The sequence below is a fragment of the Pseudomonas sp. KCJK8993 genome (assembly GCF_046230915.1).
In the GTDB taxonomy this organism is placed as follows: Bacteria; Pseudomonadota; Gammaproteobacteria; order Pseudomonadales; family Pseudomonadaceae; genus Aquipseudomonas; species Aquipseudomonas piscis.
On the sequence record NZ_JBJJLO010000002.1, the window covers coordinates 114,454 to 139,626 of the forward strand.

General features: G+C 63.3%; 25 protein-coding genes. 12 read left to right on the forward strand and 13 right to left on the reverse strand.

The annotated features are described in order from the left end of the window. Positions 1-15: 15 nt before the first annotated feature. The gene (locus ACK6AU_RS01595; protein ID WP_409297383.1) at positions 16-792 is read right to left on the reverse strand and encodes a ferredoxin--NADP reductase; all 777 of its coding nucleotides are present in this window, start codon (positions 790-792) and stop codon (positions 16-18) included. Between the two features lie 219 nt (positions 793-1,011). On the opposite strand from ACK6AU_RS01595, the gene ACK6AU_RS01600 reads away from it, so the two are divergent. Beyond that, the gene (locus ACK6AU_RS01600) at positions 1,012-2,136 is read left to right on the forward strand and encodes a methyltransferase (RefSeq protein ID WP_409297385.1); all 1,125 of its coding nucleotides are present in this window, start codon (positions 1,012-1,014) and stop codon (positions 2,134-2,136) included. 197 nt (positions 2,137-2,333) lie between these two features. Here ACK6AU_RS01600 and ACK6AU_RS01605 read toward each other — a convergent pair whose 3' ends face one another. The 3 genes from ACK6AU_RS01605 to ACK6AU_RS01615 form a co-directional block, all read right to left on the reverse strand. Continuing rightward, the gene (locus ACK6AU_RS01605) at positions 2,334-2,501 is read right to left on the reverse strand and encodes a DUF2474 domain-containing protein (RefSeq protein ID WP_068576418.1); all 168 of its coding nucleotides are present in this window, start codon (positions 2,499-2,501) and stop codon (positions 2,334-2,336) included. Positions 2,502-2,591: 90 nt separating this feature from the next. Next, positions 2,592-3,599 carry a cytochrome d ubiquinol oxidase subunit II gene (gene cydB, locus ACK6AU_RS01610; RefSeq protein ID WP_022641127.1) on the reverse strand — a complete coding sequence of 336 codons (1,008 nt, stop codon included), beginning with the start codon at positions 3,597-3,599 and terminating at the stop codon, positions 2,592-2,594. A gap of 3 nt (positions 3,600-3,602) precedes the next feature. Beyond that, entirely contained in the window at positions 3,603-5,033 is a 1,431-nt protein-coding gene (locus ACK6AU_RS01615; RefSeq protein WP_185698335.1) for a cytochrome ubiquinol oxidase subunit I, read from the reverse strand. Positions 5,034-5,544: 511 nt separating this feature from the next. Between ACK6AU_RS01615 and ACK6AU_RS01620 the strand changes: the two genes are divergently transcribed. Beyond that, entirely contained in the window at positions 5,545-6,789 is a 1,245-nt protein-coding gene (locus tag ACK6AU_RS01620) for an MFS transporter (protein ID WP_409297388.1), read from the forward strand. A 26-nt stretch (positions 6,790-6,815) separates the two neighbouring features. Here ACK6AU_RS01620 and ACK6AU_RS01625 read toward each other — a convergent pair whose 3' ends face one another. Continuing rightward, positions 6,816-7,265, reverse strand: coding sequence for a DUF4879 domain-containing protein (locus tag ACK6AU_RS01625; RefSeq protein WP_409297390.1), 450 nt, complete (start codon positions 7,263-7,265; stop codon positions 6,816-6,818). A 206-nt stretch (positions 7,266-7,471) separates the two neighbouring features. Between ACK6AU_RS01625 and ACK6AU_RS01630 the strand changes: the two genes are divergently transcribed. Both ACK6AU_RS01630 and trmA read left to right on the forward strand, forming a co-directional pair. Beyond that, positions 7,472-8,767, forward strand: a complete 1,296-nt coding sequence (locus tag ACK6AU_RS01630) for an NCS2 family permease (protein ID WP_409297392.1) — start codon at positions 7,472-7,474, stop codon at positions 8,765-8,767. Continuing rightward, positions 8,764-9,843: a tRNA (uridine(54)-C5)-methyltransferase TrmA gene (gene trmA / locus ACK6AU_RS01635; RefSeq protein WP_409297394.1), complete on the forward strand. Its 1,080-nt coding sequence runs from the start codon at positions 8,764-8,766 to the stop codon at positions 9,841-9,843. The genes ACK6AU_RS01630 and trmA overlap by 4 nt, the downstream gene beginning before the upstream one ends. A gap of 371 nt (positions 9,844-10,214) precedes the next feature. Here the strand turns inward: trmA and ACK6AU_RS01640 are convergent, their stop codons facing one another. From ACK6AU_RS01640 to pcaQ, 5 genes are all read right to left on the reverse strand, one after another. Continuing rightward, positions 10,215-10,439, reverse strand: coding sequence for a hypothetical protein (locus tag ACK6AU_RS01640; protein WP_185698330.1), 225 nt, complete (start codon positions 10,437-10,439; stop codon positions 10,215-10,217). A gap of 96 nt (positions 10,440-10,535) precedes the next feature. After that, on the reverse strand, positions 10,536-11,213 hold the full coding sequence (locus ACK6AU_RS01645; protein ID WP_409297396.1) for a TetR/AcrR family transcriptional regulator: 678 nt from the start codon (positions 11,211-11,213) through the stop codon (positions 10,536-10,538). Between the two features lie 157 nt (positions 11,214-11,370). Then, positions 11,371-11,976 (reverse strand): protocatechuate 3,4-dioxygenase subunit alpha, encoded by a 606-nt coding sequence (gene pcaG, locus ACK6AU_RS01650; RefSeq protein ID WP_409297398.1) that lies wholly within the window; start codon positions 11,974-11,976, stop codon positions 11,371-11,373. Positions 11,977-11,986: 10 nt separating this feature from the next. After that, positions 11,987-12,706 (reverse strand): protocatechuate 3,4-dioxygenase subunit beta, encoded by a 720-nt coding sequence (gene pcaH / locus ACK6AU_RS01655; RefSeq protein WP_185698328.1) that lies wholly within the window; start codon positions 12,704-12,706, stop codon positions 11,987-11,989. Positions 12,707-12,809: 103 nt separating this feature from the next. Continuing rightward, positions 12,810-13,739 carry a pca operon transcription factor PcaQ gene (gene pcaQ, locus ACK6AU_RS01660; protein WP_185698327.1) on the reverse strand — a complete coding sequence of 310 codons (930 nt, stop codon included), beginning with the start codon at positions 13,737-13,739 and terminating at the stop codon, positions 12,810-12,812. A gap of 139 nt (positions 13,740-13,878) precedes the next feature. On the opposite strand from pcaQ, the gene ACK6AU_RS01665 reads away from it, so the two are divergent. Together ACK6AU_RS01665 and ACK6AU_RS01670 are read left to right on the forward strand one after the other, a co-directional pair. Beyond that, the gene (locus ACK6AU_RS01665) at positions 13,879-14,775 is read left to right on the forward strand and encodes a neutral zinc metallopeptidase (RefSeq protein WP_409297401.1); all 897 of its coding nucleotides are present in this window, start codon (positions 13,879-13,881) and stop codon (positions 14,773-14,775) included. Beyond that, positions 14,776-15,747 carry an alpha/beta hydrolase gene (locus tag ACK6AU_RS01670; protein ID WP_409297403.1) on the forward strand — a complete coding sequence of 324 codons (972 nt, stop codon included), beginning with the start codon at positions 14,776-14,778 and terminating at the stop codon, positions 15,745-15,747. Positions 15,748-15,761: 14 nt separating this feature from the next. On the opposite strand, the gene ACK6AU_RS01675 is transcribed toward ACK6AU_RS01670, so the two are convergent. The 3 genes from ACK6AU_RS01675 to ACK6AU_RS01685 all read right to left on the reverse strand — a co-directional run bounded on the left by ACK6AU_RS01675 (position 15,762) and on the right by ACK6AU_RS01685 (position 17,895). Next, a complete protein-coding gene (locus tag ACK6AU_RS01675) occupies positions 15,762-16,355 on the reverse strand; it encodes an HAD family hydrolase (protein ID WP_185698324.1) in 594 nt (197 codons plus the stop codon). Continuing rightward, complete coding sequence (gene tesB / locus ACK6AU_RS01680) at positions 16,352-17,221, reverse strand: acyl-CoA thioesterase II (protein ID WP_058437128.1); 870 nt, start codon at positions 17,219-17,221, stop codon at positions 16,352-16,354. The genes ACK6AU_RS01675 and tesB overlap by 4 nt, the downstream gene beginning before the upstream one ends. A gap of 104 nt (positions 17,222-17,325) precedes the next feature. Beyond that, positions 17,326-17,895 carry a GNAT family N-acetyltransferase gene (locus ACK6AU_RS01685; RefSeq protein WP_185698323.1) on the reverse strand — a complete coding sequence of 190 codons (570 nt, stop codon included), beginning with the start codon at positions 17,893-17,895 and terminating at the stop codon, positions 17,326-17,328. Positions 17,896-17,970: 75 nt separating this feature from the next. Here ACK6AU_RS01685 and ACK6AU_RS01690 point away from each other — a divergent pair, with 75 nt between their 5' ends. From ACK6AU_RS01690 to ACK6AU_RS01715, 6 genes are all read left to right on the forward strand, one after another. Next, on the forward strand, positions 17,971-18,891 hold the full coding sequence (locus ACK6AU_RS01690; RefSeq protein WP_185698322.1) for a histone deacetylase: 921 nt from the start codon (positions 17,971-17,973) through the stop codon (positions 18,889-18,891). Between the two features lie 1,001 nt (positions 18,892-19,892). Further along, positions 19,893-21,206, forward strand: coding sequence for a UDP-N-acetyl-D-glucosamine 6-dehydrogenase (gene wbpA / locus ACK6AU_RS01695; protein WP_409297406.1), 1,314 nt, complete (start codon positions 19,893-19,895; stop codon positions 21,204-21,206). 48 nt (positions 21,207-21,254) lie between these two features. Beyond that, complete coding sequence (locus ACK6AU_RS01700) at positions 21,255-22,205, forward strand: Gfo/Idh/MocA family protein (protein WP_185698320.1); 951 nt, start codon at positions 21,255-21,257, stop codon at positions 22,203-22,205. Positions 22,206-22,212: 7 nt separating this feature from the next. Continuing rightward, positions 22,213-22,800, forward strand: a complete 588-nt coding sequence (gene wbpD / locus ACK6AU_RS01705) for a UDP-2-acetamido-3-amino-2,3-dideoxy-D-glucuronate N-acetyltransferase (protein WP_185698319.1) — start codon at positions 22,213-22,215, stop codon at positions 22,798-22,800. Beyond that, positions 22,797-23,897, forward strand: a complete 1,101-nt coding sequence (locus tag ACK6AU_RS01710) for a DegT/DnrJ/EryC1/StrS family aminotransferase (RefSeq protein ID WP_409297409.1) — start codon at positions 22,797-22,799, stop codon at positions 23,895-23,897. Before wbpD ends, ACK6AU_RS01710 begins: the two co-directional genes overlap by 4 nt. Next, positions 23,894-25,162, forward strand: a complete 1,269-nt coding sequence (locus tag ACK6AU_RS01715; RefSeq protein ID WP_185698317.1) for a lipopolysaccharide biosynthesis protein — start codon at positions 23,894-23,896, stop codon at positions 25,160-25,162. The genes ACK6AU_RS01710 and ACK6AU_RS01715 overlap by 4 nt, the downstream gene beginning before the upstream one ends. Positions 25,163-25,173: the final 11 nt, after the last annotated feature.

The following is a 25,173-nucleotide window of genomic DNA, read 5'->3' on the forward strand; positions in this document are numbered from 1 at the left end:
CACGGGGCTTTTCCCCTACCAATAGGTTTCCACTGCCACCTGTCCCGGGCGTCGGCTCAGGCTCAGGTTCAGGCCCCGCTGCTTGAGCAGGGCCCGGGTGTCGTCGATCATCTGCGGGTTGCCGCAGAGCATCACCCGCGAGTGTTCAGGACTCAGCTCCAGACCCGCCACGCGCTCCAACTCACCGCTTTCGATCAACTGGGTAATGCGCCCGTTGAGGCTGCCCGGATGCTGTTCGCGGGTAACGGTGCTGATGAACTGCAGCTTGTGGGCAACTTCGGCCAGGTATTCCCGCTGGGGCAACTCGGCGAGCAATTGCTGGTAGGCCAGCTCCCTGGCCTCGCGCACGCTGTAGACCAGGATGATCCGCTCGAATCTCTCCCACACCTCGAAGTCCTGGAGAATCGACAGGAATGGCGCAATGCCGGTGCCTGTGGATAACAACCAGAGGTGGCGCCCATCGACGAAACGGTCCAGGGTCAGGTAACCGAAGGCCTGGCGATCCACCAGCAGGCTGTCGCCTTCGCGCAGGCGGCTCAGCTCACTGGTGAACTCGCCGTCGGGCACGACGATGGAAAAGAACTCGAGGAACTCGTCGAACGGCGAAGACACCATGGAATAGGCACGCCACACCGTACTGCCGTCGGCCCGGGTCACCCCGAGGCGGGCGAACTGGCCGGAACGGAAACGAAAACCCGGGTCCCGGGTGGTACGCAGGGTGAACAGGCTGGGGGTCAGCGGCTGGACATCGAGCAGGGTCTGGCGGGTGTACTTTTCTTCACTGGCAGTCATGACGAACTCCACAAAACCGATGTTCCTAGTGTCCCGCAAAGCGTCGTGCACAAACACCGGTGGTTTGTAGTGGCATAGACGGCGGGCAATCACCGGCGAAAAAACGTAAAATCGCCGCATTTGCACAAGCCCGCCCGCGCATTGCAACAGCGCTGCCCGAAGGCTCCTGTCCGCCACGCTCCCGCGCCGACAGGCCCACCTATTACCTAGAGTCCGCCCATGCCCCTGCTTGCCAGCCCCTTCGCCCAGCTCGACCTGATCCGCCAGCCCGAACAGCAGAACGAGCCGCTGCAAGCCTTCGACGCCGCGGACGAATACCTGCTCAACCACCTGGCCGAGCAGCAACCAGCCGAGGAAAGCCGCGTGCTGGTGCTCAACGACAGCTTCGGTGCCCTGGCCGCGAGCCTGCTGGGCAAGGTCCGGATCACCAGCAGCGGCGACTCCTACCTCGGCGCCCTGGCCCTGGAAAAGAACCTGGCACGCAATGGCCTGCCCTTCGATGCCGTGCAAGTGCTGCCGGCCAGTGACCCCCTGGTGGGTCCCTTCGACCGGGTGCTGGTCCGTGTCCCCAAAACCCTGGCCCTGCTGGAGGAGCAACTGATCCGCCTGCAAGGCCAGCTGGCGCCCGGGGCCCAAGTGGTGGCCGCGGCCATGGTCAAGCACCTGCCCCGGGCCGCCGGCGACCTGCTGGAGCGCTACATCGGCCCGGTCCAGGCGTCGCTGGCGGTGAAGAAAGCCCGCCTGCTGATCGCCACCGCCGAGGCCAGGTCGCCGCTGGCCTCGCCCTACCCGACCCGCTATCGCCTGGACAAGCCGGCCATCGAGCTGCTCAACCACGCCAACGTGTTCTGCCGCGAAGGCCTGGACATCGGCACCCGCGCCTTCCTCCCGCACCTGCCGCAGAACCTGGGCAATGCCCGGGTCGCCGACCTGGGCTGCGGCAACGGCGTGCTGGCCATCGCCAGTGCCCTGGACAATCCCCAAGCCCGCTACACCCTGGTGGACGAGTCGTTCATGGCCGTGCAATCGGCCCGGGAAAACTGGCAGGCGCTGCTGGGCGAACGCGAAGCCGTGATCCGTCCCGGTGACGGCCTGGCCGGCCAGGAGCCGCAATCCCTGGACGTGGTGCTGTGCAACCCGCCGTTCCACCAGCAGCAGGTGGTGGGCGACTTCCTCGCCTGGCGCATGTTCCAGCAGGCCCGGGAAGCCCTGGTGGTGGGCGGCGCGCTGTACATCGTCGGCAACCGCCACCTGGGTTATCACAGCAAGCTGGCCCGGCTGTTCCGCGGTGTCGAACAGGTGGCGGCGACACCCAAGTTCGTCATTCTCAAGGCCCGCAAGTAACCCCGCCCACGTAGGAGCGAAGCTTGCTCGCGATGAATCCCCGTGAAATACCTGAAGCACCGCGTTCTCGCTCATCGCGAGCCCACCGGCTGCGCCTGCAAAGAAAAAACGTAGCGAGCCCAGGTCAAAAAAAACCCTCCAATGGAGGGTTGTAAACCGCGCCGCACGACACGGGATGGGATGAGCAGTGCTGAAGATCAGTGCGTGGTCAGGCCCGCGGCGTTCATGAACATGCGCATCAGGCTCGCTACCAGGAACAGGGCCAGGACGCTACCGCCCCAGATCATGGCCAGCCAACCCAGGCGTTGCCAGAGCGGCTTCTTCTCGGCTTCTTCAATTTCCTGCAATGAATGTTTACCAGCCATCATCGAATGCTCCTTTCAAAAGGGAGGCGATGGCGCCTGCAAGGGCGCCATCGCGAGCAAGCTTCGCTCCTCTCGAGGAGCGGCGCCTGGCTAGTGATAGCCGTCCTCGTGGGTGACCTTGCCGCGGAACACGTAGTAGCTCCAGAAGGTGTATCCCAGGATGAACGGAATGATGAACAAGGTGCCCACCAGCATGAAGCCCTGGCTCTGCGGTGGCGCGGCGGCGTCCCAGATGGAGATCGACGGCGGCACGATGTTCGGCCACAGGCTGATGCCCAGGCCGCTGTAGCCGAGGAAGATCAATACCAGGGTCAAAAGGAACGGCGTGTAGTGAGCGTTGCGTGCCACGGCCCGCAGCAGCCCGTACAGGGTCACCAGCACCAGGATCGGCACCGGCAGGAACCAGAACAGGTTCGGCAAGGTGAACCAACGCGCGGCGATCTCGGCATGGGCCAGGGGCGTCCAGATACTGACCACGCCGATCACCGCCAGCAGGACGAAGGCCAAGGGCCGCGCCAGGTCATGCATCTGCAGCTGCAGCTTGCCTTCGGTCTTCATGATCAGCCAGGTGCAACCGAGCAAGGCATAGGCCACCACCAGCGCCAGGCCGCAGAACAGCGTGAAGGGCGTCAGCCAGTCCATCGAGCCGCCGGCGAACTGGCGGTTGACCACTGGCAGGCCATCGATGAAGGCCCCCAGGGCCACGCCCTGGAAGAAGGTGGCCGCCGCGGAACCGCCGATGAAGGCCTTGTCCCAGATATGGCGCTTGGCTTCCTTGGCCTTGAAGCGGAACTCGAAGGCCACGCCACGGAAGATCAGCCCCACCAGCATCAGGATCAGCGGCATGTACAACGCCGAGAGCACCACCGAATAGGCCAGCGGGAAGGCGCCGAACAGCGCCGCCCCGCCCAGTACCAGCCAAGTCTCGTTGCCGTCCCAGACCGGGGCGACGGTGTTCATCATTACGTCACGGTCGCGGCTGTCCTTGACGAACGGGAAAAGAATCCCGATCCCCAGGTCGAACCCGTCCATGACCACGTACATCATGATGCCGAAGATGATAATCACGGCCCAGAGCAGCGGAAGATCGATACCCATGACTCAATTCCCCTTGTTCAGGCTGGTGCTGTGGTCGTCATCGTCGGCCGCGGAAAGCGGACGGGCCGGCGTGCGTTTGCGGCCGGGGCCACCGTGGCTGGTCTCGGCGCCTTCGTTGGTCACAGGTCCCTTGCGCACCAGGCGCATCATGTAGCCGATACCCACGCCGAACAGCGCGAAATACACCACCACGAACAACGCCAGGGTGATGCTCATTTGCACCAGGCTATGCCCGGAAGAAGCATCGGCGGTGCGCATCAGGCCGTAGACCACCCAGGGCTGGCGACCGATCTCGGTGGTGAACCAGCCCGCGAGGATCGCGATCAGGCCGGACGGCCCCATCCACAAGGCCAGGTACAGGAACGGCCGCGAGGTGTAGAGGCTGTCGCGCTTGCGCAGCCAGAGGCTCCACAGGCCGGTGAAGATCATCAGCATGCCCAGGCCGACCATGATCCGGAACGACCAGAAGACGATGGTCGAGTTGGGCCGGTCCTCGGGCGGGAACTCCTTGAGCGCCGGCACCTGCTTGTCCAGGCTGTGGGTCAGGATGATGCTGCCCAGGTAGGGGATTTCCACGGCGAAGCGGGTTTTCTCGGCCTTCATGTCCGGCCAGCCGAAGAGGATCAGCGGGGTCGGCTCGTTACCGACGTTCTCCCAGTGGCCTTCGATGGCGGCGATCTTCGCCGGCTGGTGCTTGAGGGTGTTGAGACCGTGGAAATCACCGATCACCGCCTGTACCGGGGCCACGATCAGGGCCATCCACATGGCCATGGAAAGCATGCGCCGGATCGCCGGGTTGTCCCGCCCGCGCAGCAGGTGCCAGGCCGCCGAGGAGCCGACGAAGAACGCCGTGGCCACGAACGCGGCTACCGCCATGTGCGCCAGGCGATAGGGGAAGGACGGGTTGAAGATCACCGCCAGCCAATCCACCGGGATCACCTGGCCGTTGACGATTTCATAACCCTGCGGAGTCTGCATCCAGCTGTTGGACGAGAGGATCCAGAAGGTCGAGATCAGGGTACCGATGGCCACCATGACCGTGGAGAAAAAGTGCAGCTTGCGCCCGACCTTGTTCCAGCCGAACAGCATCACCCCGAGGAAGCCGGCCTCGAGGAAGAACGCCGTCAGCACCTCGTAGGTGAGCAAGGGGCCGGTGACAGAACCGGCAAAATCGGAAAATCGGCTCCAGTTGGTACCGAACTGGTAGGCCATCACCAGGCCGGACACCACGCCCATGCCGAAGTTGACGGCGAAGATCTTCGACCAGAAGTGGTAGAGATCGCGGTAGGTATCGTCGTGGGTCTTGAGCCACAGGCCCTCGAGTACCGCCAGGTAGCTCGCCAGGCCGATGGTGATCGCCGGGAACAGGATGTGGAACGAGATGGTGAATGCGAACTGGATTCGGGCGAGATCAAGAGCCTCTAAACCGAACATAAGCTTTCCTCTGTCAGGTAATACCGGCTGCCGGCCAGAGGCCTGCACCCACTGCCCCCACGGATATGGAGTGCGGCGAATTCGGATTCGTTCTTTTAAACCATCGCTACGCAGGGATCCTGGCCTTGCGGCCACCACACCAATCCTCGAAAAAGGCCTTGATCTGGATCAATCAACGTTAAAAGAGTAGTCCTAAATTTAGTGCGCAACTCTGTGGTTATTTGCCGCGTGACAGCTTGCCTCACCCTCTCAAGACCGGGGTTTCCCGACACTTCTCCAGCACACATCCCCCCGTAGCCGCTGCTGAGCCCGCGAAGCTGCGACAAGGTCCACAGGACCTTCGGCGTCCGACCGATCAGCCGGAACCTGCGGCCGCGGCAACAGGGACTGTCATCGAAAAAAGGAGCCAGAAACGAGATAGATGCGCGGCTAACGATTTTCCCTGGACCGCAACTATTGGTTACATCTTGGTGGTAACCTCGCGGCACTCCCCGCTCAGATTTGCCTGCCGATGCCCAGCCCAGAACCTTTGCTGCTCCGCCACCACCGTCCGTTCATCGCTTTCTGGATAGCCCGGATCTTCACCGCCAGCGGTTTCCAGATGCTCACCGTGGCCATCGGCTGGAATCTCTACCAACTGACTGGCAACGTCCTCGACCTGGGCCTGGTGGGGCTGGTGGAGTTCGCCCCACGGGTGCTGTTCATGCTGCATACCGGGCACGTGGCCGACCGCTACGACCGGCGCCGCGTGGCCGCCATCTGCCAGTCGCTGCAAGCCTTGATCGCCCTGTCCCTGGCCATCGGCAGCCTGACCGACAGCGTCAGCCGGGAGCTGATCTTCATCCTGGCGTTCCTGCTCGGCAGCGCCCGTTCCTTCGAAATGCCCACCACCCAGGCCCTGCTGCCAAGCATCGTGCCCGCCGCACTGTTTCCCCGGGCGGTGGCCGCGGCCCAGTCGGCCCAGCAATCGGCGACCATCGTCGCCCCGGCCCTGGGCGGCTTGCTCTACGCCTTCGGCAGTGTCTGGGTCTATGGCCCGACCGTGATCCTGTATGTGATCGCCTGCCTGCTGATGCTCAACTTGCCGGCGCGCCAGGCCGCCCTGAACAAAAGCAAGGCGACCCTGGACTCGCTGCTGGCGGGTATCCGCTTCATCCGCAGCCGCCCGGACATCCTCGGCGCCATCTCCCTGGACCTGTTCGCCGTACTGCTCGGCGGCGCCACCGCGCTGTTGCCGGTGTTCGCCAAGGACATCCTGCTCACCGGCCCCTGGGGCCTGGGCCTGCTGCGCTCGGCGCCGGCGGTGGGTGCCTTGCTGATGTCGCTGTGGCTGGCGCGCTTCAGCGTCGAGCGCAAGGTCGGGCGGGTGATGTTCACCGCCGTCGGGGTGTTCGGCGTGGCGACCATCGCCTTCGGCCTGTCCACCTCGTTCTGGTTCTCCTTGGCCGTGCTGGTGGTACTGGGGGCGGCGGACATGATCAGCATGGTGATCCGCGCCTCCTTCGTGCAGTTGGAAACCCCGGATGAGATGCGCGGCCGGGTCAGCGCAGTGAACGGCCTGTTCATCGGCGCCTCGAACCAGCTGGGGGAGTTCGAATCCGGGCTAACGGCCCACTGGTTCGGCACCGTGCCGGCGGTGGTGCTGGGCGGGGTCGGTACGCTGCTGGTGACCGGGACCTGGATCAAGCTATTCCCGACCCTGGCCCAGCGTGACCGGATGCACGAACCACAAATGGAGCAAACCCGGGCTGGCTAGCTGGCCGAACCGGGATCGCCGGCGGCCTACTTGATGTAGATTTCTGCGCTCATGCTGTTGCCCGGCGCATTGATCGAAGTGTTGGTGAAACGGAAGGCGCCTTCCTTCTTATCGGCCAGGTCGAAGATATAGAGGTAGCCGGCGGTGATCCCGCCAGGGGCGCAGGGCTCGTAGCTGGAGCCATCTTCGCACACCGGGGTCCGAGTCCCGTCGACCTCGAAGCCTTCCAGGGTCACGTAGGGCTCGCGGCCATAGCCGATCTCCAGCACATAGACCTTGATGCCCGGCCCGCTGTGGTCGCACTGGGTCCGTTCACGACCGTCGGAGACATCCTCCAGCCCGCAGGCTGGCGACAGCACCTTGAGGATTTCCACCTGGCTCAAGGGCGCGGCAGAACCGGCCGTGGCCGAGGCGGCGAACCAGCAGGCCGCGGTTCCCAGCAGCGCCAAGACGGTCGTTTTCACTGTACTGCGCATAAATCCCCCTCGAAATCAGGGCGCAGTATGCGCTACTTGCCCACCCGGCAAAACATCGACGACGATCGCAGCCATTGGCCCACGCTGCTGGTATGATGCGCGGCTTTTCCCGACCCCAGGCAAATCCACAGGCGCATCAGGCAGTCTGTGCTTTGCTGTTGGAGTCGATACATTCACGGCGCCCGGCGGCGCCACGGGGAGCAGACATGCTGGAAAGGCTGTTTCAACTCAAGGCACACAACACCAACGTGCGCACCGAGATACTTGCGGGCGTTACCACCTTCCTGGCCATGGCCTACATTCTTTTCGTCAACCCGAGCATCCTCGGCGAGACCGGCATGGACAAAGGCGCGGTGTTCGTCGCCACCTGCCTGGCGGCGACCATCGGCTCCACCGTCATGGGCCTGATCGCCAACTACCCGATCGCCCTGGCACCCGGCATGGGCCTGAACGCCTTCTTCACCTACACCGTGGTCCTGCACATGGGCCATACCTGGCAAGTGGCGCTGGGTGCGGTGTTCATCTCGGCGGTGCTGTTCTTCCTGCTGTCGATCTTCAAGATCCGCGAGTGGATCATCAACAGCATCCCCCTGCCCCTGCGCTCGGCCATCGCCGCCGGTATCGGCCTATTCCTGGCGCTGATCGCCCTGCACAACGCCGGCATCGTGGTCAGCAACCAGGCCACCATGGTCGGCCTGGGCGACTTGAAGAAACCTGCGCCGATCCTCGCCACCCTGGGCTTTGCCATGATCGTCGCCCTGGAGGCCCTGAAGGTCCGCGGCGCGGTGCTGATCGGCATCCTCTCGGTGACGGTCGTCTCCATCCTGTTGGGCGTTACTCCATTCGGCGGCGTGACCTCCATGCCACCGTCCCTGGCCCCGACTTTCCTGCAGCTGGACATTAAGGGCGCCCTGGACATCGGCCTGGTGAGCGTGATCTTCGCCTTCCTGTTCGTCGACCTGTTCGACAACTCCGGCACCCTGATCGGCGTGGCCAAGCGCGCCGGCCTGATGGGCAAGGACGGCCATATGCCGAAGATGGGCCGGGCCCTGATCGCCGACAGCACCGCGGCCATGGCCGGCTCCCTGCTGGGCACCTCCACCACCACCAGCTACATCGAATCCGCGGCGGGCGTGAGCGCCGGCGGACGCACCGGCCTGACCGCCATCGTAGTGGCGGTCCTGTTCCTGCTGGCCTTGTTCTTCTCGCCGCTGGCAGCCAGCGTCCCGGCCTTCGCCACCGCACCGGCGCTGTTGTTCGTGGCCGTGCTGATGACCTCGGGCCTGGCGGAAATCGACTGGGACGACATCACCGTCGCCGCTCCGGTAGTGGTCACCGCCCTGGCGATGCCGTTCACCTACTCCATCGCCAACGGCATCGCCTTCGGCTTCATTGCCTGGACCGCGATCAAGCTGCTGACCGGCCGCGCCCGTGAACTCAACGCCCCGCTGGTGATCCTGTCGATCCTGTTCGTGGCCAAGCTGGGTTGGTTCAGCGCATGACTTTCGACGCCGCAAGCTACAGCACCCAGTTGCAGGAAAAGGTCACGCGCCTGCGTGGCCTGCTGGCGCCCTTCGACGCGCCCGAGCCCCAGGTCTTCGATTCGCCGCTGCAGCACTTTCGCCTGCGCGCCGAATTCCGCCTGTGGCGCGAAGCCGGCGAGCGCCACTACGCGATGTTCTCCCAGGAGGACAAGCGCACGCCGATCCTCATCGAGCAGTTCCCCATCGCCAGCCAGCGCATCAACCAGTTGATGCCGCAGCTCAAGGCCGCCTGGCAAGCCAGCCACGCCCTGAGCCACAAGCTGTTCCAGGTGGAGTTCCTCACCACCCTGGCCGGCGATGCGATGATCACCCTGTGCTACCACCGCCCGCTGGACGAGCACTGGCACCAGGCCGCGAGCCAGTTGGCCGCCGAGCTGAAAGTCAGCGTGATCGGCCGCTCCAAGGGCAAGCGTGAAGTGATCGGCCAGGACTACGTGGTGGAACGCCTGGACGTGGGCGGTCGCAGCTTCAGCTACCGCCAGCCTGAAGGCGCCTTCACCCAGCCCAACGGCACGGTGAACCAGAAGATGCTCGACTGGGCCTATGCCGCCCTGGGCGAACGCCAGGATGACCTGCTGGAGCTGTACTGCGGCAACGGCAACTTCACCCTGCCCCTGGCCACCCGGGTGCGCAAGGTGCTGGCCACCGAGATCAGCAAGACCTCGGTCAACGCCGCCCTGAGCAATCTCAGCGAAAACGCCGTGGACAACGTCACCCTGGTGCGCCTGTCCGCCGAGGAGTTGACCGAAGCGCTCAATGAAGTACGGCCGTTCCGCCGCCTGCAAGGGGTGGACCTGAAGAGCTACGCGTTCGGCAGCGTGTTCGTCGACCCGCCCCGGGCCGGCATGGACCCGGACACCTGCGAGCTGACCCGACGCTTCGACAACATCCTGTACATCTCCTGCAACCCGCAAACCCTGGCGGCCAACATCGCCCAGTTGCACGACACCCACCGCATCGAGCGCTGCGCCCTGTTCGACCAGTTCCCCTGGACCCACCACATGGAATCCGGGGTCCTGCTGACCCGGCGCTGATCCGCTGTCCCCGCTACGGCCGTCCTCGTGACGGCCGTTGGCATTTCTGGCGCCCATTCATGGTCCCGTGCCTGCTCCGGATAGCCGCTGCCGCAGGCTGCGCACGGGCGCGCAACGGCCGCAGTGTGTGGGGGGCGCGATTGTTGAAGGCCCTGCGGGCCTTGTCGCAACCTCGCAGGCTCGACAGTGGCTGCAGGACCGGGTGGAAGTACCCGGCCAGTTGCGCAAGGTCCTGCTCGTTGAGCAGCCCGGCCTGGTACTTGAGCTGGATGCGCGCCAGCAAGTAGGCGTGCCGGGCACCTTACGGTCAGTCGAGAATGATTTTCAATTGCCATAGCCATCAGCCACAGGTCGCGCCTGGGGCCGATGGCTCATTCGGACTTGAGCTGCAAACGCGAGAGCAGGCCGAGCAACAGCACGTTGAAGAGGATCAGCAACAGGCTGCTGAGAATGCCGAGCAGGTTGATCAGCTGGGTCGGCAGCCAGTCGAGCGGGCTGATACCCGCCATGGACAGCAAGCGCTCGCCAAACCAGAAACCGTCGACGACGATCATCAGGATCAGGATGATTTTCAGGGTGGGGACGGGGTTGCCCATGGAGCCTTCCTTGTCGAGGGAAATGTCATGGAGCCGGCTGGCTCGTGCATGCGATTTTAATGGGCGGCCATGGCCCATGCCAATGCCGGCGACCACTCAGGCTTGCAGGTAGCGCAGCACCGATTCGCAGATCATTTCCCGATGCCGGCGCTTGACCGTCTCATCCGGCAGGTCGAGCTGGAAGATCTCGCCGAAGGTATGGCGATTGGAAACCCGGAAGAAGCAGAACGAACTGATCAGCAAATGCACATCCAGGGCATTCAACCCCCTGCGAAACAGGCCCTCCTTGACTCCGCGCGCGAGGATTTCGTCCAGGGCATGCAGGACGCTGTTGTTCATCGCCTTGATCACCTGCGACTGCTTCACGTACTCGGCGTTGTGGATGTTCTCGATGCTGACGATCCGCACGAAATCAGCGTTGTGATCATGGTGGTCGAAAGTGAACTCCACCAGGCGGCGAATGGCCTCCGGTGGCGTCAGCTCCGTCAGCTGCAGGCGGCTCTCGGTGCTGCGGATATCGCCATAGAGCTTCTCCAGCACTTCGACGTACAACTGCTCCTTGCTGCCGAAGTAGTAATAGATCATGCGCTTGGAGGTATGGATACGCTCGGCGATGGCGTCCACCCGAGCCCCGGAAAGCCCCTGCTGCACGAACTCGATAACCGCCTCCTGGAGGATGTTCTCGCGGGTCTTTTCCGGGTTGTTCTTGCGGCTCTTGCGCGGCGCGAGAGCCGCTTTTTCAGGCACAACGGAGCGTTCACTGGTCATTGTCATTCTGGGCTCACAGCCATCACTCACAAGCCGGCGATTATGGGCTGCGTCAGGCCGCGAAAGAAAGCGCCGAGGGGGCCCGCCAGCCCCCTCGGTTACAGATCTTCTACAACTTGGAACCCGCGCTGAACCGCCAGCCGGAGCGCACCAGGGCAACGACCTAGAAATCGAAGAACACCGTCTCGCCCTCGCCCTGGAGCCGGATGTCGAAACGATAGGCGCGCTGGCCATCGACCTCGCAAGGCCGCGCCAGCAAGGTTTCCCGGCGCTGCGGCTGCTCGATCAGGTTCAGCACCGGGCACCGCTGGTTGGCTTGCGGCTCATCGGCGAAGTACAACCGGGTGTGCAGGTGGATGTTGATCCCCCGGGCGAACAGCAGCACGTTGATATGCGGTGCCATGGGCAGGCCGGCGGCATTGTTTACAATTCCAGGCTTGACTGTATGCACGATCCACTCTCCAGCATCGAAAGTGGTGGCGGCCCGGCCGAAGCAGTTGAAGGGCTTTTCCGTATCGAAGATCGGGTCATGGATGCCTTCATGGTTGGCCTGCCAGAACTCCAGGAACGAGTCGCGTACCAGGTGGCCATTGCCGTCGTAGACGTGGCCCAACAGCAGGATGTGCTCGCCCGGGGCATCTTCCCTGGCCAGCCGATTGCAAATTTCCTCGGGCCGGGCGGGATTTCCCGCGGCGGCCAGGGCCAGGCCGATATGCACGTAGGGCCCAGCGGTTTGCGAGGGGGTTTCCGGCAACAGTCGAACGGGCATGGCGGGTTCCTCAGCAGTGCTCGAAATGGGTCCGGCGCTGGCCACGCAGCACGATGTCGAAACGATAGGCCAGGCAATCCATGGGGTTGGCATTGCTCATGTCCAGCCGGGCGATCAGGCTCTGCACCGCCTCCGGGCTGGCGATCGACTTGACGATCGGGCACAGCGGGATCAGCGGATCGCCTTCGAAGTACAGCTGGGTGACCAGCCGCGTGGCGATCGCCGGACCGCTGATGGAGAAATGAATGTGCGCCGGGCGCCAGTCGTTGGGAGCGTTACGCCATGGATAGGGTCCGGGCTTGATGGTGCGGAAGCTGTAGTAGCCGTCGCGATCGGTGAGGGTCCGCCCGACTCCGCCGAAATTCGGGTCCAGGGGCGCCAGGTAGCGGTCGTTCTTGTGCCGATAGCGGCCGCCGGCATTGGCCTGCCACATTTCCACCAGAGTATGGGGCACCGGCTTGCCGTATTGGTCGCATACCCGCCCGGCGACGATGATCCGCTCGCCCACCGGCAAGCCGCCGTTGTCGAAATTGCGCAGCAGGTCGTTGTCCAGGCGTCCGAGGCGCAGTTGGGAAAAGTCCGGACCACCGGTTTCACTGGGCGATTGGGCAATGCTCACCAGCGCCTGGCGCGGGGAGCGGGTGATGGAACTCTTGTAGTCGGGCGTCAGGGCCTTGGGGTGCCAATCACGGTCGCGAATCACGAAGCGACTGCCGTCTGCATCGGACATGTCGATCTCCTGTTGTTTGAGTTCTGGAGCGCAGCTTGCAGAGTTTCAAACAAACCAGGCCGGCGGACTATTGAAAAGCCGGCGCTCATCCATAACCATAAGGTTAAGGATATCGCCCCTCGCGATAGGCCAGCCCGACCTCCCGCAACACCTGCACCGCCCATTGCGCCGCCAGCGGCAACGGCAGGCTGGCATTGCTGGAGATCCCCACCGAGCCACCGGGCTCGCGCAACCCCAGGTCCAGCTCCAGCAATTCGCCACTGGCCAGGTCCAGGCGCACCGCATCCAGCGGCGCGATCCACAGCGCATCGCTGGACAAGGTGTAGCGCCGGCCCAGGGCCAGCGACAGGGTTTCCAGGCGTTGTGGCGACTGGGCGATGCCGCACTGCACGAACAGGCTGTCGGCATGCTTGCGGATACTGGTGCCAGCCAGCGGCAGCACCAACGGATAACGACCGACGGCCCCACGGTCGAGCAGCCCGCAGGCCAACGGATGCCCGGGGCGCACCACCAGGGTCATGGACTCGTTGTACAGGTGCTCGAAGCTCAGGCCCTGGATCTCCGGGCTCTCGGTCATGCGCCCCACCACCAGGTCCAGGTCGCCGACCCGCAGTTGCGAGAGCAGGTAGGCGCTGGGGCCAGTGACCACGCTGAGCGTCAGCGCCCCATGCCGCTGGTGCAAACGCCGCAGCACCTCCGGCAGCAACAGGCCCTCCACCGTAGAAAGCACGCCGATACGCACCGCCTGCGCGGCATGCTCGCCACCGCGCAAGCTGCTGACCCCTTCCCGCAGGGCCTGCACCGAAGGGCCGGCATAGCGCAGGAAGGCCCGCCCGGCCTCGGTCAGGCTGAGCCCGGCCTTGCTGCGCTCGAACAAGCGGGTGTCCAGCAAAGTCTCCAGTTCCTTGAGGGTCTTGGACATCGCCGGCTGGCTCACCGCCAGCACATCGGCGGCCCGGGCCAGGCTGCCCTGGCGGGCCATTTCAAGAAAACCCACCAGGTGACGGAATTTGATGCGGGTATCGATGTTCAATAGGGAGCCCCAAAATGCGTCTGCAACCGGCCGACCCGGTATCGGCCATGGTAGCGTGGGCAAAAATCCCTGACGACCGGACTGGCGCCGGTTCCAGCCAGCAGCAACACTGACCAGCAGAAGAAACGAGGACTCCCCCATGCTTTGGAAGAAAGGCCGGCGCAGCGACAACGTCGTGGATGTGCGAGATGACAGCGGCGGTGGTGGCGGCGGTGGCTTGCGCTTTGGCGGGGGCAAGGGGTTGGGCCTGACGGCGATCGTGCTGATCGTCGGCATCGGCTGGGCCACCGGCCAGGACCCGCTGCAGATCCTCGGGCAACTGCTCAGCCAGGGCGGCGGCCAGGTCTCGGCCCCGGCCACCACCCAGGAACGCAAGGCGCCACCGGCCAACGATGAACAGGCGGAATTCGTCCGCGCGATCCTCGGCGATACCGAGGACACCTGGGGCCAGATCTTCCAGCAGGCCGGCCGCCAATACCAGGCGCCCAAGCTGATCCTGTTCCGTGGCCGGGTCACGTCCGCCTGCGGCGCCGCCACTTCGGCCAGCGGCCCCTTCTATTGCCCAGCCGATCGCCAGGTGTACCTGGACATGGATTTCTTCCGGGAAATGGCCCAGCGCTTTTCCGCCGCTGGCGACTTCGCCCAGGCCTACGTGATCGCCCATGAGGTGGGCCACCACGTGCAGACCTTGCTCGGGGTCTCGGCCAAGATGCAGGCGGCCCGCCAGCAGGGTCGGCAGATGGAAGGCGACGGTGGCCTGCTGGTACGCCAGGAGTTGCAGGCCGACTGCCTGGCCGGCGTCTGGGCCTACCACGCGCAAAAACGCTTGAACTGGCTGGAACCCGGGGACGTGGAAGAAGCCCTGAACGCCGCCAACGCCATCGGCGACGACCGCCTGCAACAGCAAGGCCAGGGCCGGGTGGTACCGGACTCCTTCACCCACGGCACCTCGGCCCAGCGGGTACGCTGGTTCAAGACCGGCTTCAGCCAGGGCCAGGTCGGCCAGTGCGACACCTTCGCCGCCAAGAGCCTGTAGATGCGCCGGCTGCTCGCGGCGCTGCTGTGCCTGGGCAGCCTGGGCGCCCAGGCTGCGGGGCATGGGGTCAAGATCATCAGCCCCGGGCGACTGGAACTGCCGGCCGGTGAACTGGCCCTGGGCCTGAGCCAGGACTGGCGCCAGCCATTGCCGGGCATACAGCGGGCCCTGGTCATCGTCCATGGCCGCCTGCGCAACGCCCAGACCTACCTGCACAGCGGCGAGAACGCCGCCAGGCTGGCCGGGCAAGAGGCCACGACCCTGGTGATCGCCCCGCAGTTTCTCAATCAGCACGACATTGCCCGCCACCACCTGCCCAGCAGCCTGTTGCGCTGGCAGGGCAACGCCTGGATGGGCGGCGAGCCCGCCACCGCCCCCCAGCCGCTGAGTTCCTACGCGGCACTGGACACCATCCTGCTGCGCCTGGGCGATCGCCAGCGCTTTCCCAACCTGCGGGAAGTGGTGGTCGCCGGCCACTCGGGCGGTGCCCAGGTGGTGCAACGCTACGCCCTGGCCAGCGGTGACCCTGCCGAACTGCAGCGGGCCGGAATCGGCCTGCGCTTCGTGGTCGCCAATCCTTCGTCCTACGCCTACTTCGACGCCTGGCGCCCGGTAGCCATCGGGCCAGCCGCCTGCCGCGGATTCAACCAGTGGAAATACGGCCTGGAACGACGCCCGGCCTATATCGCCCGGCTAATGCCGGAACAGCTGGAGCAGCGTTATGCGGGACGGGATATCACCTACCTGCTGGGACAACAGGACATCGACCCACGGCACCCGGCCCTGGACCAGAGCTGCGCCGCCGAGACCCAGGGCGCCTATCGCCTGGCGCGCGGGCACAACTATTTCGACTACCTGCTAAGGCGTCATCCCCAGGGGCTGGCCCAGCGCCTGGTAGAGGTGCCGGGGGTCGGCCATGACGGGGACAAGATGTTCACCTCGGCCCAGGGCCAGGCGGCGCTGTTCAAGTAGAACCGCGCCCGGCCTCAAGCGCGCAACAGGCGGTGCAACTGCGCGCAATCCTGCGCATGCCAGTCGGTCAGTTCCGGCCAGGGGTTGTCCGGCAGGTTGACCAGCACCGTGCGGGTACCGGCGGCGCGGCCGCAGTCCAGGTCGAAGCGGTAATCGCCGACCATCACCATGCGCTGCGGAGCTACATCCCAGGCCTGGGCCAGCTTCAGCAGGCCACCGGGATGGGGCTTGGGCGGGGCCTCGTCGCGGCCCAGCACATGGGCCTGGGCGAAGCAGTCGGCCAGGCCGATGGCTTGCAAGGTGACGTGGGCCAGTTCCCGGGCATTGCGCGTGAGGATGCCCAGGCGATATCCGCGCCCGGCCAGGTCTCGCACCAGCTCCACCGCTCCCGGCGCCGGGCGCGAACCCAGGGCCAGGTCGCGCTCGTGTTCCAGCAGCCAGGCATGCTTGGCCGCGGACTCGTCCGCCGGCAAGGCTGCCAGGTGCGTGAGGATGTCTTCATCGGCCGGGATCGACAACGCCTGGCGGATCGCTTCGAAGTCATGCACGGCGATGGTCAGGGTGCCGTCCATGTCGAACACCCAATGCTCGATATCCGAAAGGCTCATGCCCAATCCTTGCGATGGCGGATCAACCCTTCCTGGGTCACCGAAGCGACCAACTGGCCGGCACGGTTGAACACGCTACCCCGGGAGAAGCCCCGGGAATTGCCGGCCCACGGGCTGTCCATGGCATACAGCAGCCAGTCATCGGCACGCAGGTCGGCGTGGAACCACAGGGCGTGGTCGAGGCTGGCCACTTGCATATCCTTCTGCCAGACCGACTTGCCATGGGGCAGCAGCGAGGTGACCAGCAGGCCGAAGTCCGAGGCATAGGCCAGCAGGTACTTGTGCAGCGCCGGGTTGTCGGCCAGGGTGCCGTCGGCGCGGAACCAGACGTACTTCACCGGATCCATCGGCTGCGGGTTGTACGGGTCCCTCTCGGTCACCGGGCGCACTTCGATGGGCTTGGGGCACAGCAGCTTTTCCCGCATGTGCTCGGGAATCAGGTGCGCGCGCTGGGTGGCGATCTCCAGCTCCGAGGGCAGGTTCTCCGGGCCGACCACCTGGGGCATGCTGCTCTGGTGCTCGAAGCCCTGCTCGTCGTACTGGAACGAAGCGCTGCAGGTGAAGATCGGATTGCCCTTCTGGATCGCCGTCACGCGCCGGGTGCTGAAGCTGCCGCCATCGCGGACCCGGTCCACCTGGTAGACCACCGGCAAGGCGGCGTCCCCGGGACGCAGGAAGTAACCGTGCATGGAGTGTACGTGGCGCGCCTCCTCTACCGTCTGGCTGGCGGCGGACAGCGATTGGCCGAGTACCTGGCCACCGAACAGCTGGCGGAAACCCAGGTCCTGGCTGCGTCCACGAAACAGGTTTTCCTCGATGGGTTCCAAGGTCAAAAGATCGACCAGATCATCCAGCACATGACTCATTCAGACTCTCCTCACACAGAGCAAAACCGCGCAATCTCGGCTGCGGCGGTCAAATCGATTCGGGGGCAAGCAACCTCATCGGCACATCTAAACATGCGCGATTGCTATCCATGCAAGGTTTCCAACCATTGTTCACGGGTGATGCGGTACAGCACATGCTCGCGCAACGGGTGATCGCCGGCGAGCTTGGGATGTTCGAAATCCCCCTGGACGACATGCTGCATGCCGATGGCCTGCATCACTTTCTGCGACGGCAGGTTGGTCCGGGTGGTGAAGGCTACCACTTCGTCCAGGGCCAGGCGCTCGAACGCGCAACGCAACGCCGTCCAGGCCGCCTCGCTGGCATAGCCCAGGCCCCAGTGCTCGCGGGCCAGGCGCCAGCCGATCTCCACCGCCGGGGTGAAAGGCGCTTCGAAACCCACCACGCCCAGGCCGGTAAAACCGATGAAGGCGCCGTTATCCTTGCGCTCCAGGGCCCAGGTGCCAAAACCATGCTCGGCAAAATGACCACGTATGCGACCGATCAAGGCAGCGCTCTCCAGGCGACTCAAGGGTGCCGGAAAGTAGCGCATGACCTGGGGATCGGCACACATCGCCGCAAAAGCCTGCAAATCATCGTCACGCCATTGGCGCAGCACCAGGCGCGCGCTTTCCAGTTGCAATATCGGCTCCATCGGTGCCCTCCATTTTAATGGGTGCAAGTCTACATCGCTGTTAGGATCCTTCACGGGTCCTTCTAAGAAAATGCCATGACATTGCCGCTGATCTACCACGACGACTACAGCCCGGAATTCCCCCCGGAACATCGCTTCCCCATGGACAAGTTCCGCCTGTTGCGCGACCACCTGGTGGACAGCGGCCTGACCCGGGATACCGACCTGCTGCGTCCACAGCTGTGCCCGGCCGAAGTCCTGGCGCTGGCCCACGACCCTGGCTATATCGAACGCTACATGCAGGGTGAGTTGTCCCGGGAAGACCAGCGGCGCCTGGGCCTGCCCTGGAGCGAAGCCCTGGCCCGGCGCACCGTGCGCGCAGTTGGCGGCTCGCTGCTGGCCGCCGAGCAGGCGCTGGAGCACGGCCTGGCCTGCCATCTGGCCGGCGGCACCCACCACGCCCACTACGACTATCCAGCCGGGTTCTGCATCTTCAACGACCTGGCGGTGATCAGCCATTACCTGCTGGAGAGCGGGCGCGTTGGGCGGGTGCTGATCTTCGATTGCGATGTGCACCAGGGCGACGGCACCGCGCGGATCTTGCAGCACACCGCCGATGCGGTGACCGTCTCGCTGCACTGCGAAAAGAACTTCCCGGCGCGCAAGGCCCAGAGCGACTGGGACATTCCCCTGGCCATGGGCATGGGCGATGCCGAGTACCTGGAGGTGCTGGACGATGCCCTCAACTATCTGCTGCCGCTGTACCGGCCGGACCTGGTGCTGTACGACGCCGGGGTCGACGTGCATCGGGACGACGCCCTGGGCTACCTCAAGCTCACCGACGCCGGAGTGGCCGAGCGCGACGAACGAGTCATGCGCCATTGCCTGGGCCGGGATATCCCGGTGGTGGGAGTGATCGGAGGCGGCTATAGCAAGGACCGCCAGGCCCTGGCCCGGCGCCACGGCATCCTGCACCACAGCGCCCAGAGAGTCTGGGAGTCGCTGGGCTGTCGCTGACCCGACAGCCTTACCCACACCGGCTGTGGAGCCGCTTGTGGATAACCTGAGTGAAAGCCTCTACAGCCCTCGCCCTGCAAGGCTAAGGACCAATCGTCTGTTTTTTGATCAACAACTTCGCAACATCACATTCCCGTGAATCGCTTACCCCCAATCCCTGTGGAGCCGACTGTGAATAACCTGCGGGAAACCGGCTCCGGCCCTTTCTCTGCAAGGCCTGGAGAGCACTGCTCAGTTTTTGACCAGGGATCGATTCATTCATCGCGGCCATCCACGCTTACCCCCACTCTCTGTGGAACCGCCTGTGGACAACCTGCGTGAAACTCATCCAAGCCCTTGCAGAACGTGGCCTCCAGGCGGTCGACTATTTTTTGACCAGGGTCATCAAGCGGTCATCCGATCATGCTCGCTTACCCCCAATCCCTGTGGAATCGCTTGTGGATAACCTGGGCGAAAGCCAGTACACCCCTTGAACGACAAGGCTCTCATGACATCGATCATTTTTCGACCAGGGCGCGACCGCCCTTCCCTGGAGCTTTTTCAGCTGGAACCGTTCCCTGCCAAACCCCGTACTTGAGCATGCAGAAGGCCCGCAGGAAGCAAGAATCCGACGCGTTAGCAAAGAAGTCCTGAATGAGGCTATCGGACATTTCCCCGAATAGAGGTAAAATGCCCCGCCAAAGAACTAGATTCGGGCAAAACGGGGTTATGCAGGGTACCGGAGGCATGGAATCGCATCGTCGATGGCCGCCTCTCGCTGCAAGGGGCTTGGCATAGGCGCCCCGCGAGCTTGGGCCGTGCTCATAGGATGGGTGAGAAAGATCTTGTGAAAACGTCAGACATGCTAAAGGCCCGGCCCCCCTCGTATCTCCAGCCTGAGACCACCCCGGGTTCTAGCAATTAATTTCCAATCATTCAAAGTTAAAACTTCCAGCCTATTAAAAGTTGAAGTTAAGCACTTATTAAATATTAAGACGCAAGTCCAGTTGGAGTTTTAATTGATGCCAGACATCAAACAAGCAAGCATTGAGAAGTTCAAGAGCAAAGAAGCGCTGATCGGTATTATCGGGCTGGGTTATGTCGGTCTGCCGTTGATGTTGCGCTACAACGCAATCGGTTTTCGTGTGCTGGGTATTGATGTCGATCAGGACAAAGTCAACCAACTGAATGCAGGGCGGAGCTACATCGAGCATATTCCCGCCAGCAAGATCGCCGCGGCCCACGCCAGCGGCTTCGAAGCGACCGTGGACTTCAGCCGTGTCAGCGAATGCGATGCCTTGATCCTCTGTGTTCCCACTCCACTGAACAAGTATCGCGAACCCGATATGAGTTTCGTGATCAACACCACCGACTCGCTCAAGCCTTACCTGCGCGCCGGCCAGGTGGTATCGCTGGAAAGCACCACCTATCCAGGAACCACCGAGGAAGAACTGCTGCCTCGCGTTGAAGAGGGAGGCCTCAAGGTCGGCCAGAACATCTTCCTGGTCTACTCGCCGGAGCGTGAGGACCCGGGCAACCCCGACTTCGAGACCCGCACCATTCCCAAGGTAGTGGGCGGCCATACTGCAGCCTGCCTCGAGGTGGGCGTCGCCTTGTACGAGCAGGCGATCGACAAGGTGGTACTGGTCAGTTCCACCAAGGCCGCCGAGATGACCAAGCTGCTGGAGAACATCCATCGGGCGGTCAACATCGGCCTGGTCAATGAAATGAAGGTGGTCGCCGATCGCATGGGCATCGATATCTTCGAGGTGGTGGACGCCGCGGCGACCAAGCCCTTCGGCTTCACCGCCTACTATCCGGGCCCCGGCCTGGGTGGCCACTGCATCCCGATCGACCCTTTCTACCTGACCTGGAAGGCCCGCGAGTACGGCTTGCATACACGGTTCATCGAGCTCTCCGGCGAGGTCAACCAGGCCATGCCGGAATACGTCGTCAACAAGCTGGTGGACGCCTTGAACGATGGCCGCCGTGCGCTCAAGGACAGCCGTATCCTGGTGCTGGGTATCGCCTACAAGAAGAATGTCGACGATATGCGCGAATCGCCATCCGTGGAGATCATGGAATTGCTGGAGGCCAAGGGCGCCATCGTCGCCTACAGCGACCCGCATGTCCCAGTGTTCCCGAAGATGCGCGAACACCACTTCGATCTGTCCAGCGTGCCCCTGACCGCCAGCACCCTGGCCGAGTTCGACGCCGTGGTCCTGGCGACCGACCACGACAAGTTCGACTACGAGCTGATCAAGGCCAGTGCCCGATTGATCATCGATAGCCGCGGCAAGTACCGCCAACCCGAAGCCCATATCGTCAAGGCTTGATTTCTTCCAGTCCCGGCGCGTCCGGGACCTTGTATTTGGAGCGTCCTAGTGAAACGTTTTGCCCTGATCGGCGCAGCCGGCTACATAGCCCCACGCCACATGCGAGCCATCAAGGACACGGGTAACGAGCTGGCTTGTGCCTATGACATCAATGACTCGGTCGGCATCATCGACAGCCTGTCTCCACACAGTGAGTTTTTCACCGAATTCGAGCGTTTCTATGACCACGCCTGGCGCCTGAAGCGCGATCCGGCCACGGCGCTGGATATCGTCTCGGTGTGCTCCCCCAACTACCTGCACCACCCGCATATCACCGCGGCGCTGCGCCTGGGCTGCGATGTCATCTGCGAGAAACCGCTGGTTCCCACCAGCGCCCTGCTCGATGACCTGGCCCTGACCGAGCGCGAAACCGGGAAGCGCCTGTGGAACATCCTGCAATTGCGTCACCACCAGGCGATCATCGATCTCAAGGAAAAGGTCCGCAACGAGCAGCGTGACCACAAGCATGAAGTCGAACTGACCTACATCACCTCCCGCGGCAACTGGTACATGGAGAGCTGGAAGGGCGATCTGCGCAAGTCGTTCGGCGTGGCCACCAACATCGGTGTGCACTTCTACGACATGCTGCATTTCATCTTCGGCAAGCTGCAGCGCAATGTCGTGCACTACAGCGATGCCTACAAGGCTGCCGGCTACCTGGAATATGAAAACGCCCGTGTCCGCTGGTTCCTGTCGATCGACCAGAACGACCTGCCTGACGCCGTCAAGGGCAAGAAACCCACCTACCGCTCGATTACCGTCGATGGGCAGGAAATAGAGTTCTCCGAAGGTTTTACCGACCTGCATACCGTCAGCTACCAAGCCATCCTGGACGGCAAAGGCTACGGCATAGAAGATGCGCGGCATTGCGTCGAAACCGTCGAGTTCATCCGTTGCGCCAAGCCGCTGGCCGCGCAAGACGGTGAAGGACATCCATTCCTCGCCTCCCTGGCTCGCTGAGGTCCCCATGCCCTATCAAGTCCACCCCAGCGCCATAGTCGATGACGGCGCACAAATTGGCGAAGGCTCCCGCGTGTGGCATTTCGTGCACGTCTGCGGCGGCGCGCGTATCGGCAAGGGGGTGTCGCTTGGGCAGAACGTCTTCGTCGGCAACAAGGTGGTGATCGGCGACCAGTGCAAGATCCAGAACAATGTCTCGGTGTACGACAACGTGACGCTCGAGGCGGGTGTGTTCTGTGGCCCGAGCATGGTCTTCACCAATGTCTACAACCCGCGCTCGCTGATCGAGCGCAAGGACCAGTATCGCGACACCTTGGTAAAGAAAGGCGCGACCCTGGGCGCCAACTGCACCATCGTCTGTGGCGTGACCATCGGTGAATTCGCCTTTGTCGGCGCCGGCGCCGTGATCAACAAGGACGTCCCGGCCTACGCCCTGATGGTTGGCGTCCCGGCCCGGCAGATCGGCTGGATGAGCGAGTTCGGCGAGCAGCTGGACCTGCCGGTCGAAGGCGACGCCACCACCACATGTGCGCACACCGGCGCCCGCTACAGCCTGCGCGGAACAGAATTGAGCAAGGAACAGAGCCCAGCATGATCGAATTCATCGACCTGAAAAGCCAACAGGCACTGATCAAGGACCGCATCGACGCAGGCATCCAGCGAGTGCTCGCCCACGGCCAGTACATCCTGGGCCCGGAAGTGGCCGAACTGGAAACCCAACTCGCCAACCTGACAGGCGCCAGGCACTGCATCAGCTGCGCCAATGGCACCGATGCGCTGCAGATTGCCTTGATGGCCCTGGGCGTCGCTCCCGGCGATGAAGTCATCACCCCTGGCTTCACCTACATCGCCACCGCGGAAACCGTGGCCTTGCTGGGCGCCAAGCCGGTTTACGTGGATATCGACCCGCGTACCTACAACCTCGATCCGCAGCGCCTGGAAGCCGCGATCACTGCGCGAACCAAGGCCATCATCCCGGTATCCCTCTATGGCCAGTGCGCGGACTACGATGCCATCAACGGCATCGCCGCAAAGTACCGCATCCCGGTGATCGAGGATGCCGCGCAGAGCTTTGGCGCCACCTATAAGGGCAAGCGCTCCTGCAACCTGACCACCATCGCCTGCACCAGCTTCTTTCCCAGCAAGCCACTGGGTTGCTATGGCGACGGCGGGGCGATCTTCACCAATGACGACGAACTGGCCGTGGTCTTGCGCCAGATCGCCCGGCACGGCCAGGACCGTCGCTACCACCATATCCGGGTCGGCGTGAACAGCCGGCTGGACACCCTGCAGGCAGCGATCCTGCTGGCCAAGCTGGAGCTTTTCGAAAAAGAGATCCTGCTGCGCCAGGAGGTGGCACAAAGCTACGAACGCCTGTTGCACGATGCCGGGATCGACGCGACGCCCTACGTCGAGCCGTACAACACCAGCGTCTATGCGCAGTACACCATCAGGGTCGGAAACCGGGACAGCGTGCAAGCCCGGCTCAAGCAGCTCGGCATTCCCACCGCCGTGCACTATCCGATACCGCTGAACAAGCAACCGGCGGTGGCCGATAGCAGCGTCAGCCTGCCCCTGGGCGACGAAGTGGCGGAACAGGTGATGAGCCTGCCGATGCATCCGTACATGAGCCTCGAGGATCAACTGAAAGTTGTTGAGGGCCTGGTGTCCAGCGGTGTCGCGAATCGATGAGCAACACTAGAAAACTGGTGAGCGACACCGCGATCTACTTCGGGGCTAACGTCCTGAATGCGGCGATACCATTCTTTCTCCTGCCCATTCTGACCCGGGTACTGAGCCCGGCCGACTATGGCAGCATCGCCATGTTCGGTGTTTGCCTGAGCATCATCAGCGCATTCACCGGGCTGAGCGTGCATGGCGCCATCGGGGTCCGCTACTTCCAGCTGGCCAAGGAGGAACTGGCGCAGTACGTGGTGACCTGCATGGGCATCCTGGTCGTCAGTACCGCCACCCTCTTCCTGGTCGCACTCGGGCTGCGGCCCTGGCTCCCCCAGATCACCGGCCTGCCCGCGGACTGGCTGCTGGTGGCTGTCGTGGTGTCGGGCTTGCAGTTCCTCGTCAACATTCGCTTGTCGCTGTGGCAAGTGGCTGGCCAGGCGGTGAAATACGGCACCTTCCAGATCAGCCAGAGCCTGCTCAACGCCGGTGGTTCATTGCTGTTGATCCTGGTGGTCGGCATGGCGTGGGAAGGCCGCGTGCTGGCCCAGGCGCTTGCCATCGGCCTGTTCGGCGCGATCGGATTCTGCTGGCTCTGGAAGGACGGCCTGCTGAGAAAACCAGTGGTATGGCGCGCCCATTGCCTGGACGCCCTGAAGTTCGGCGTGCCGCTGATTCCACATGTCATCGGCGGATTGCTCATCGTCGCCACGGACCGGCTGATCATCGTCAGGCTGCTGGATGTCAGCCAGGCAGGCCTCTACATGGTGGCCTTGCAGTTCGGACAGGTCATCGGCCTGGTGACCGAGTCCTTCAACAAGGTCTATGCGCCATGGCTGATGAAGAGTCTCTCGAGCAAGGAGGAAGTGCCACGCTCGCGCATAGTGCGCTTTTCATATCTGTACATGGGGCTGTTGTTCGCCATGGCGATCATCTTCGGCCTGCTGGCGCCTTGGGTGATGGGCTTCCTGGTAGGTAGCGAGTTCAAGGCCTCCAGCGAGCTGGTGATCTACATCGCACTGGGCTTCGCCTTTGGCGGCTGCTACTACATGGTCACCAACTATGTGTTCTTCGAAAACAAGAACTCGCGCCTGGCATTGATCACCCTGATTACTGGATTGATAAATATTCCGCTGATGTTCTTCTTGGTGGAGCGCAATGGACTGGTAGGTGCAGCCCAGGCATTCATGCTTACTCAATGCTTATCTTTCGTTGGCACATGGTGGCTTTCCAACAAAGTACATCCGATGCCTTGGTTCAACTTAAAAGCTTATAAATAGGATTAACGTTC

Coding starts and splice junctions, on each gene's coding strand:
- ACK6AU_RS01670 (WP_409297403.1), top strand. CDS start 14,776: ATGCGCCGGCTGCTCGCGGCGCTGCTGTGCCTGGGCAGCCTGGGCGCC.
- ACK6AU_RS01645 (WP_409297396.1), bottom strand. CDS start 11,213: ATGACAATGACCAGTGAACGCTCCGTTGTGCCTGAAAAAGCGGCTCTC.
- ACK6AU_RS01685 (WP_185698323.1), bottom strand. CDS start 17,895: ATGGAGCCGATATTGCAACTGGAAAGCGCGCGCCTGGTGCTGCGCCAA.
- wbpD (WP_185698319.1), top strand. CDS start 22,213: ATGCCCTATCAAGTCCACCCCAGCGCCATAGTCGATGACGGCGCACAA.
- ACK6AU_RS01665 (WP_409297401.1), top strand. CDS start 13,879: ATGCTTTGGAAGAAAGGCCGGCGCAGCGACAACGTCGTGGATGTGCGA.
- ACK6AU_RS01675 (WP_185698324.1), bottom strand. CDS start 16,355: ATGAGCCTTTCGGATATCGAGCATTGGGTGTTCGACATGGACGGCACC.
- ACK6AU_RS01625 (WP_409297390.1), bottom strand. CDS start 7,265: ATGCGCAGTACAGTGAAAACGACCGTCTTGGCGCTGCTGGGAACCGCG.
- ACK6AU_RS01715 (WP_185698317.1), top strand. CDS start 23,894: ATGAGCAACACTAGAAAACTGGTGAGCGACACCGCGATCTACTTCGGG.
- ACK6AU_RS01600 (WP_409297385.1), top strand. CDS start 1,012: ATGCCCCTGCTTGCCAGCCCCTTCGCCCAGCTCGACCTGATCCGCCAG.
- ACK6AU_RS01615 (WP_185698335.1), bottom strand. CDS start 5,033: ATGTTCGGTTTAGAGGCTCTTGATCTCGCCCGAATCCAGTTCGCATTC.
- pcaH (WP_185698328.1), bottom strand. CDS start 12,706: ATGTCCGATGCAGACGGCAGTCGCTTCGTGATTCGCGACCGTGATTGG.
- tesB (WP_058437128.1), bottom strand. CDS start 17,221: ATGAGTCATGTGCTGGATGATCTGGTCGATCTTTTGACCTTGGAACCC.
- wbpA (WP_409297406.1), top strand. CDS start 19,893: ATGCCAGACATCAAACAAGCAAGCATTGAGAAGTTCAAGAGCAAAGAA.
- cydB (WP_022641127.1), bottom strand. CDS start 3,599: ATGGGTATCGATCTTCCGCTGCTCTGGGCCGTGATTATCATCTTCGGC.
- ACK6AU_RS01605 (WP_068576418.1), bottom strand. CDS start 2,501: ATGGCTGGTAAACATTCATTGCAGGAAATTGAAGAAGCCGAGAAGAAG.
- trmA (WP_409297394.1), top strand. CDS start 8,764: ATGACTTTCGACGCCGCAAGCTACAGCACCCAGTTGCAGGAAAAGGTC.
- ACK6AU_RS01710 (WP_409297409.1), top strand. CDS start 22,797: ATGATCGAATTCATCGACCTGAAAAGCCAACAGGCACTGATCAAGGAC.
- ACK6AU_RS01690 (WP_185698322.1), top strand. CDS start 17,971: ATGACATTGCCGCTGATCTACCACGACGACTACAGCCCGGAATTCCCC.
- ACK6AU_RS01640 (WP_185698330.1), bottom strand. CDS start 10,439: ATGGGCAACCCCGTCCCCACCCTGAAAATCATCCTGATCCTGATGATC.
- ACK6AU_RS01630 (WP_409297392.1), top strand. CDS start 7,472: ATGCTGGAAAGGCTGTTTCAACTCAAGGCACACAACACCAACGTGCGC.
- ACK6AU_RS01595 (WP_409297383.1), bottom strand. CDS start 792: ATGACTGCCAGTGAAGAAAAGTACACCCGCCAGACCCTGCTCGATGTC.
- pcaG (WP_409297398.1), bottom strand. CDS start 11,976: ATGCCCGTTCGACTGTTGCCGGAAACCCCCTCGCAAACCGCTGGGCCC.
- ACK6AU_RS01620 (WP_409297388.1), top strand. CDS start 5,545: ATGCCCAGCCCAGAACCTTTGCTGCTCCGCCACCACCGTCCGTTCATC.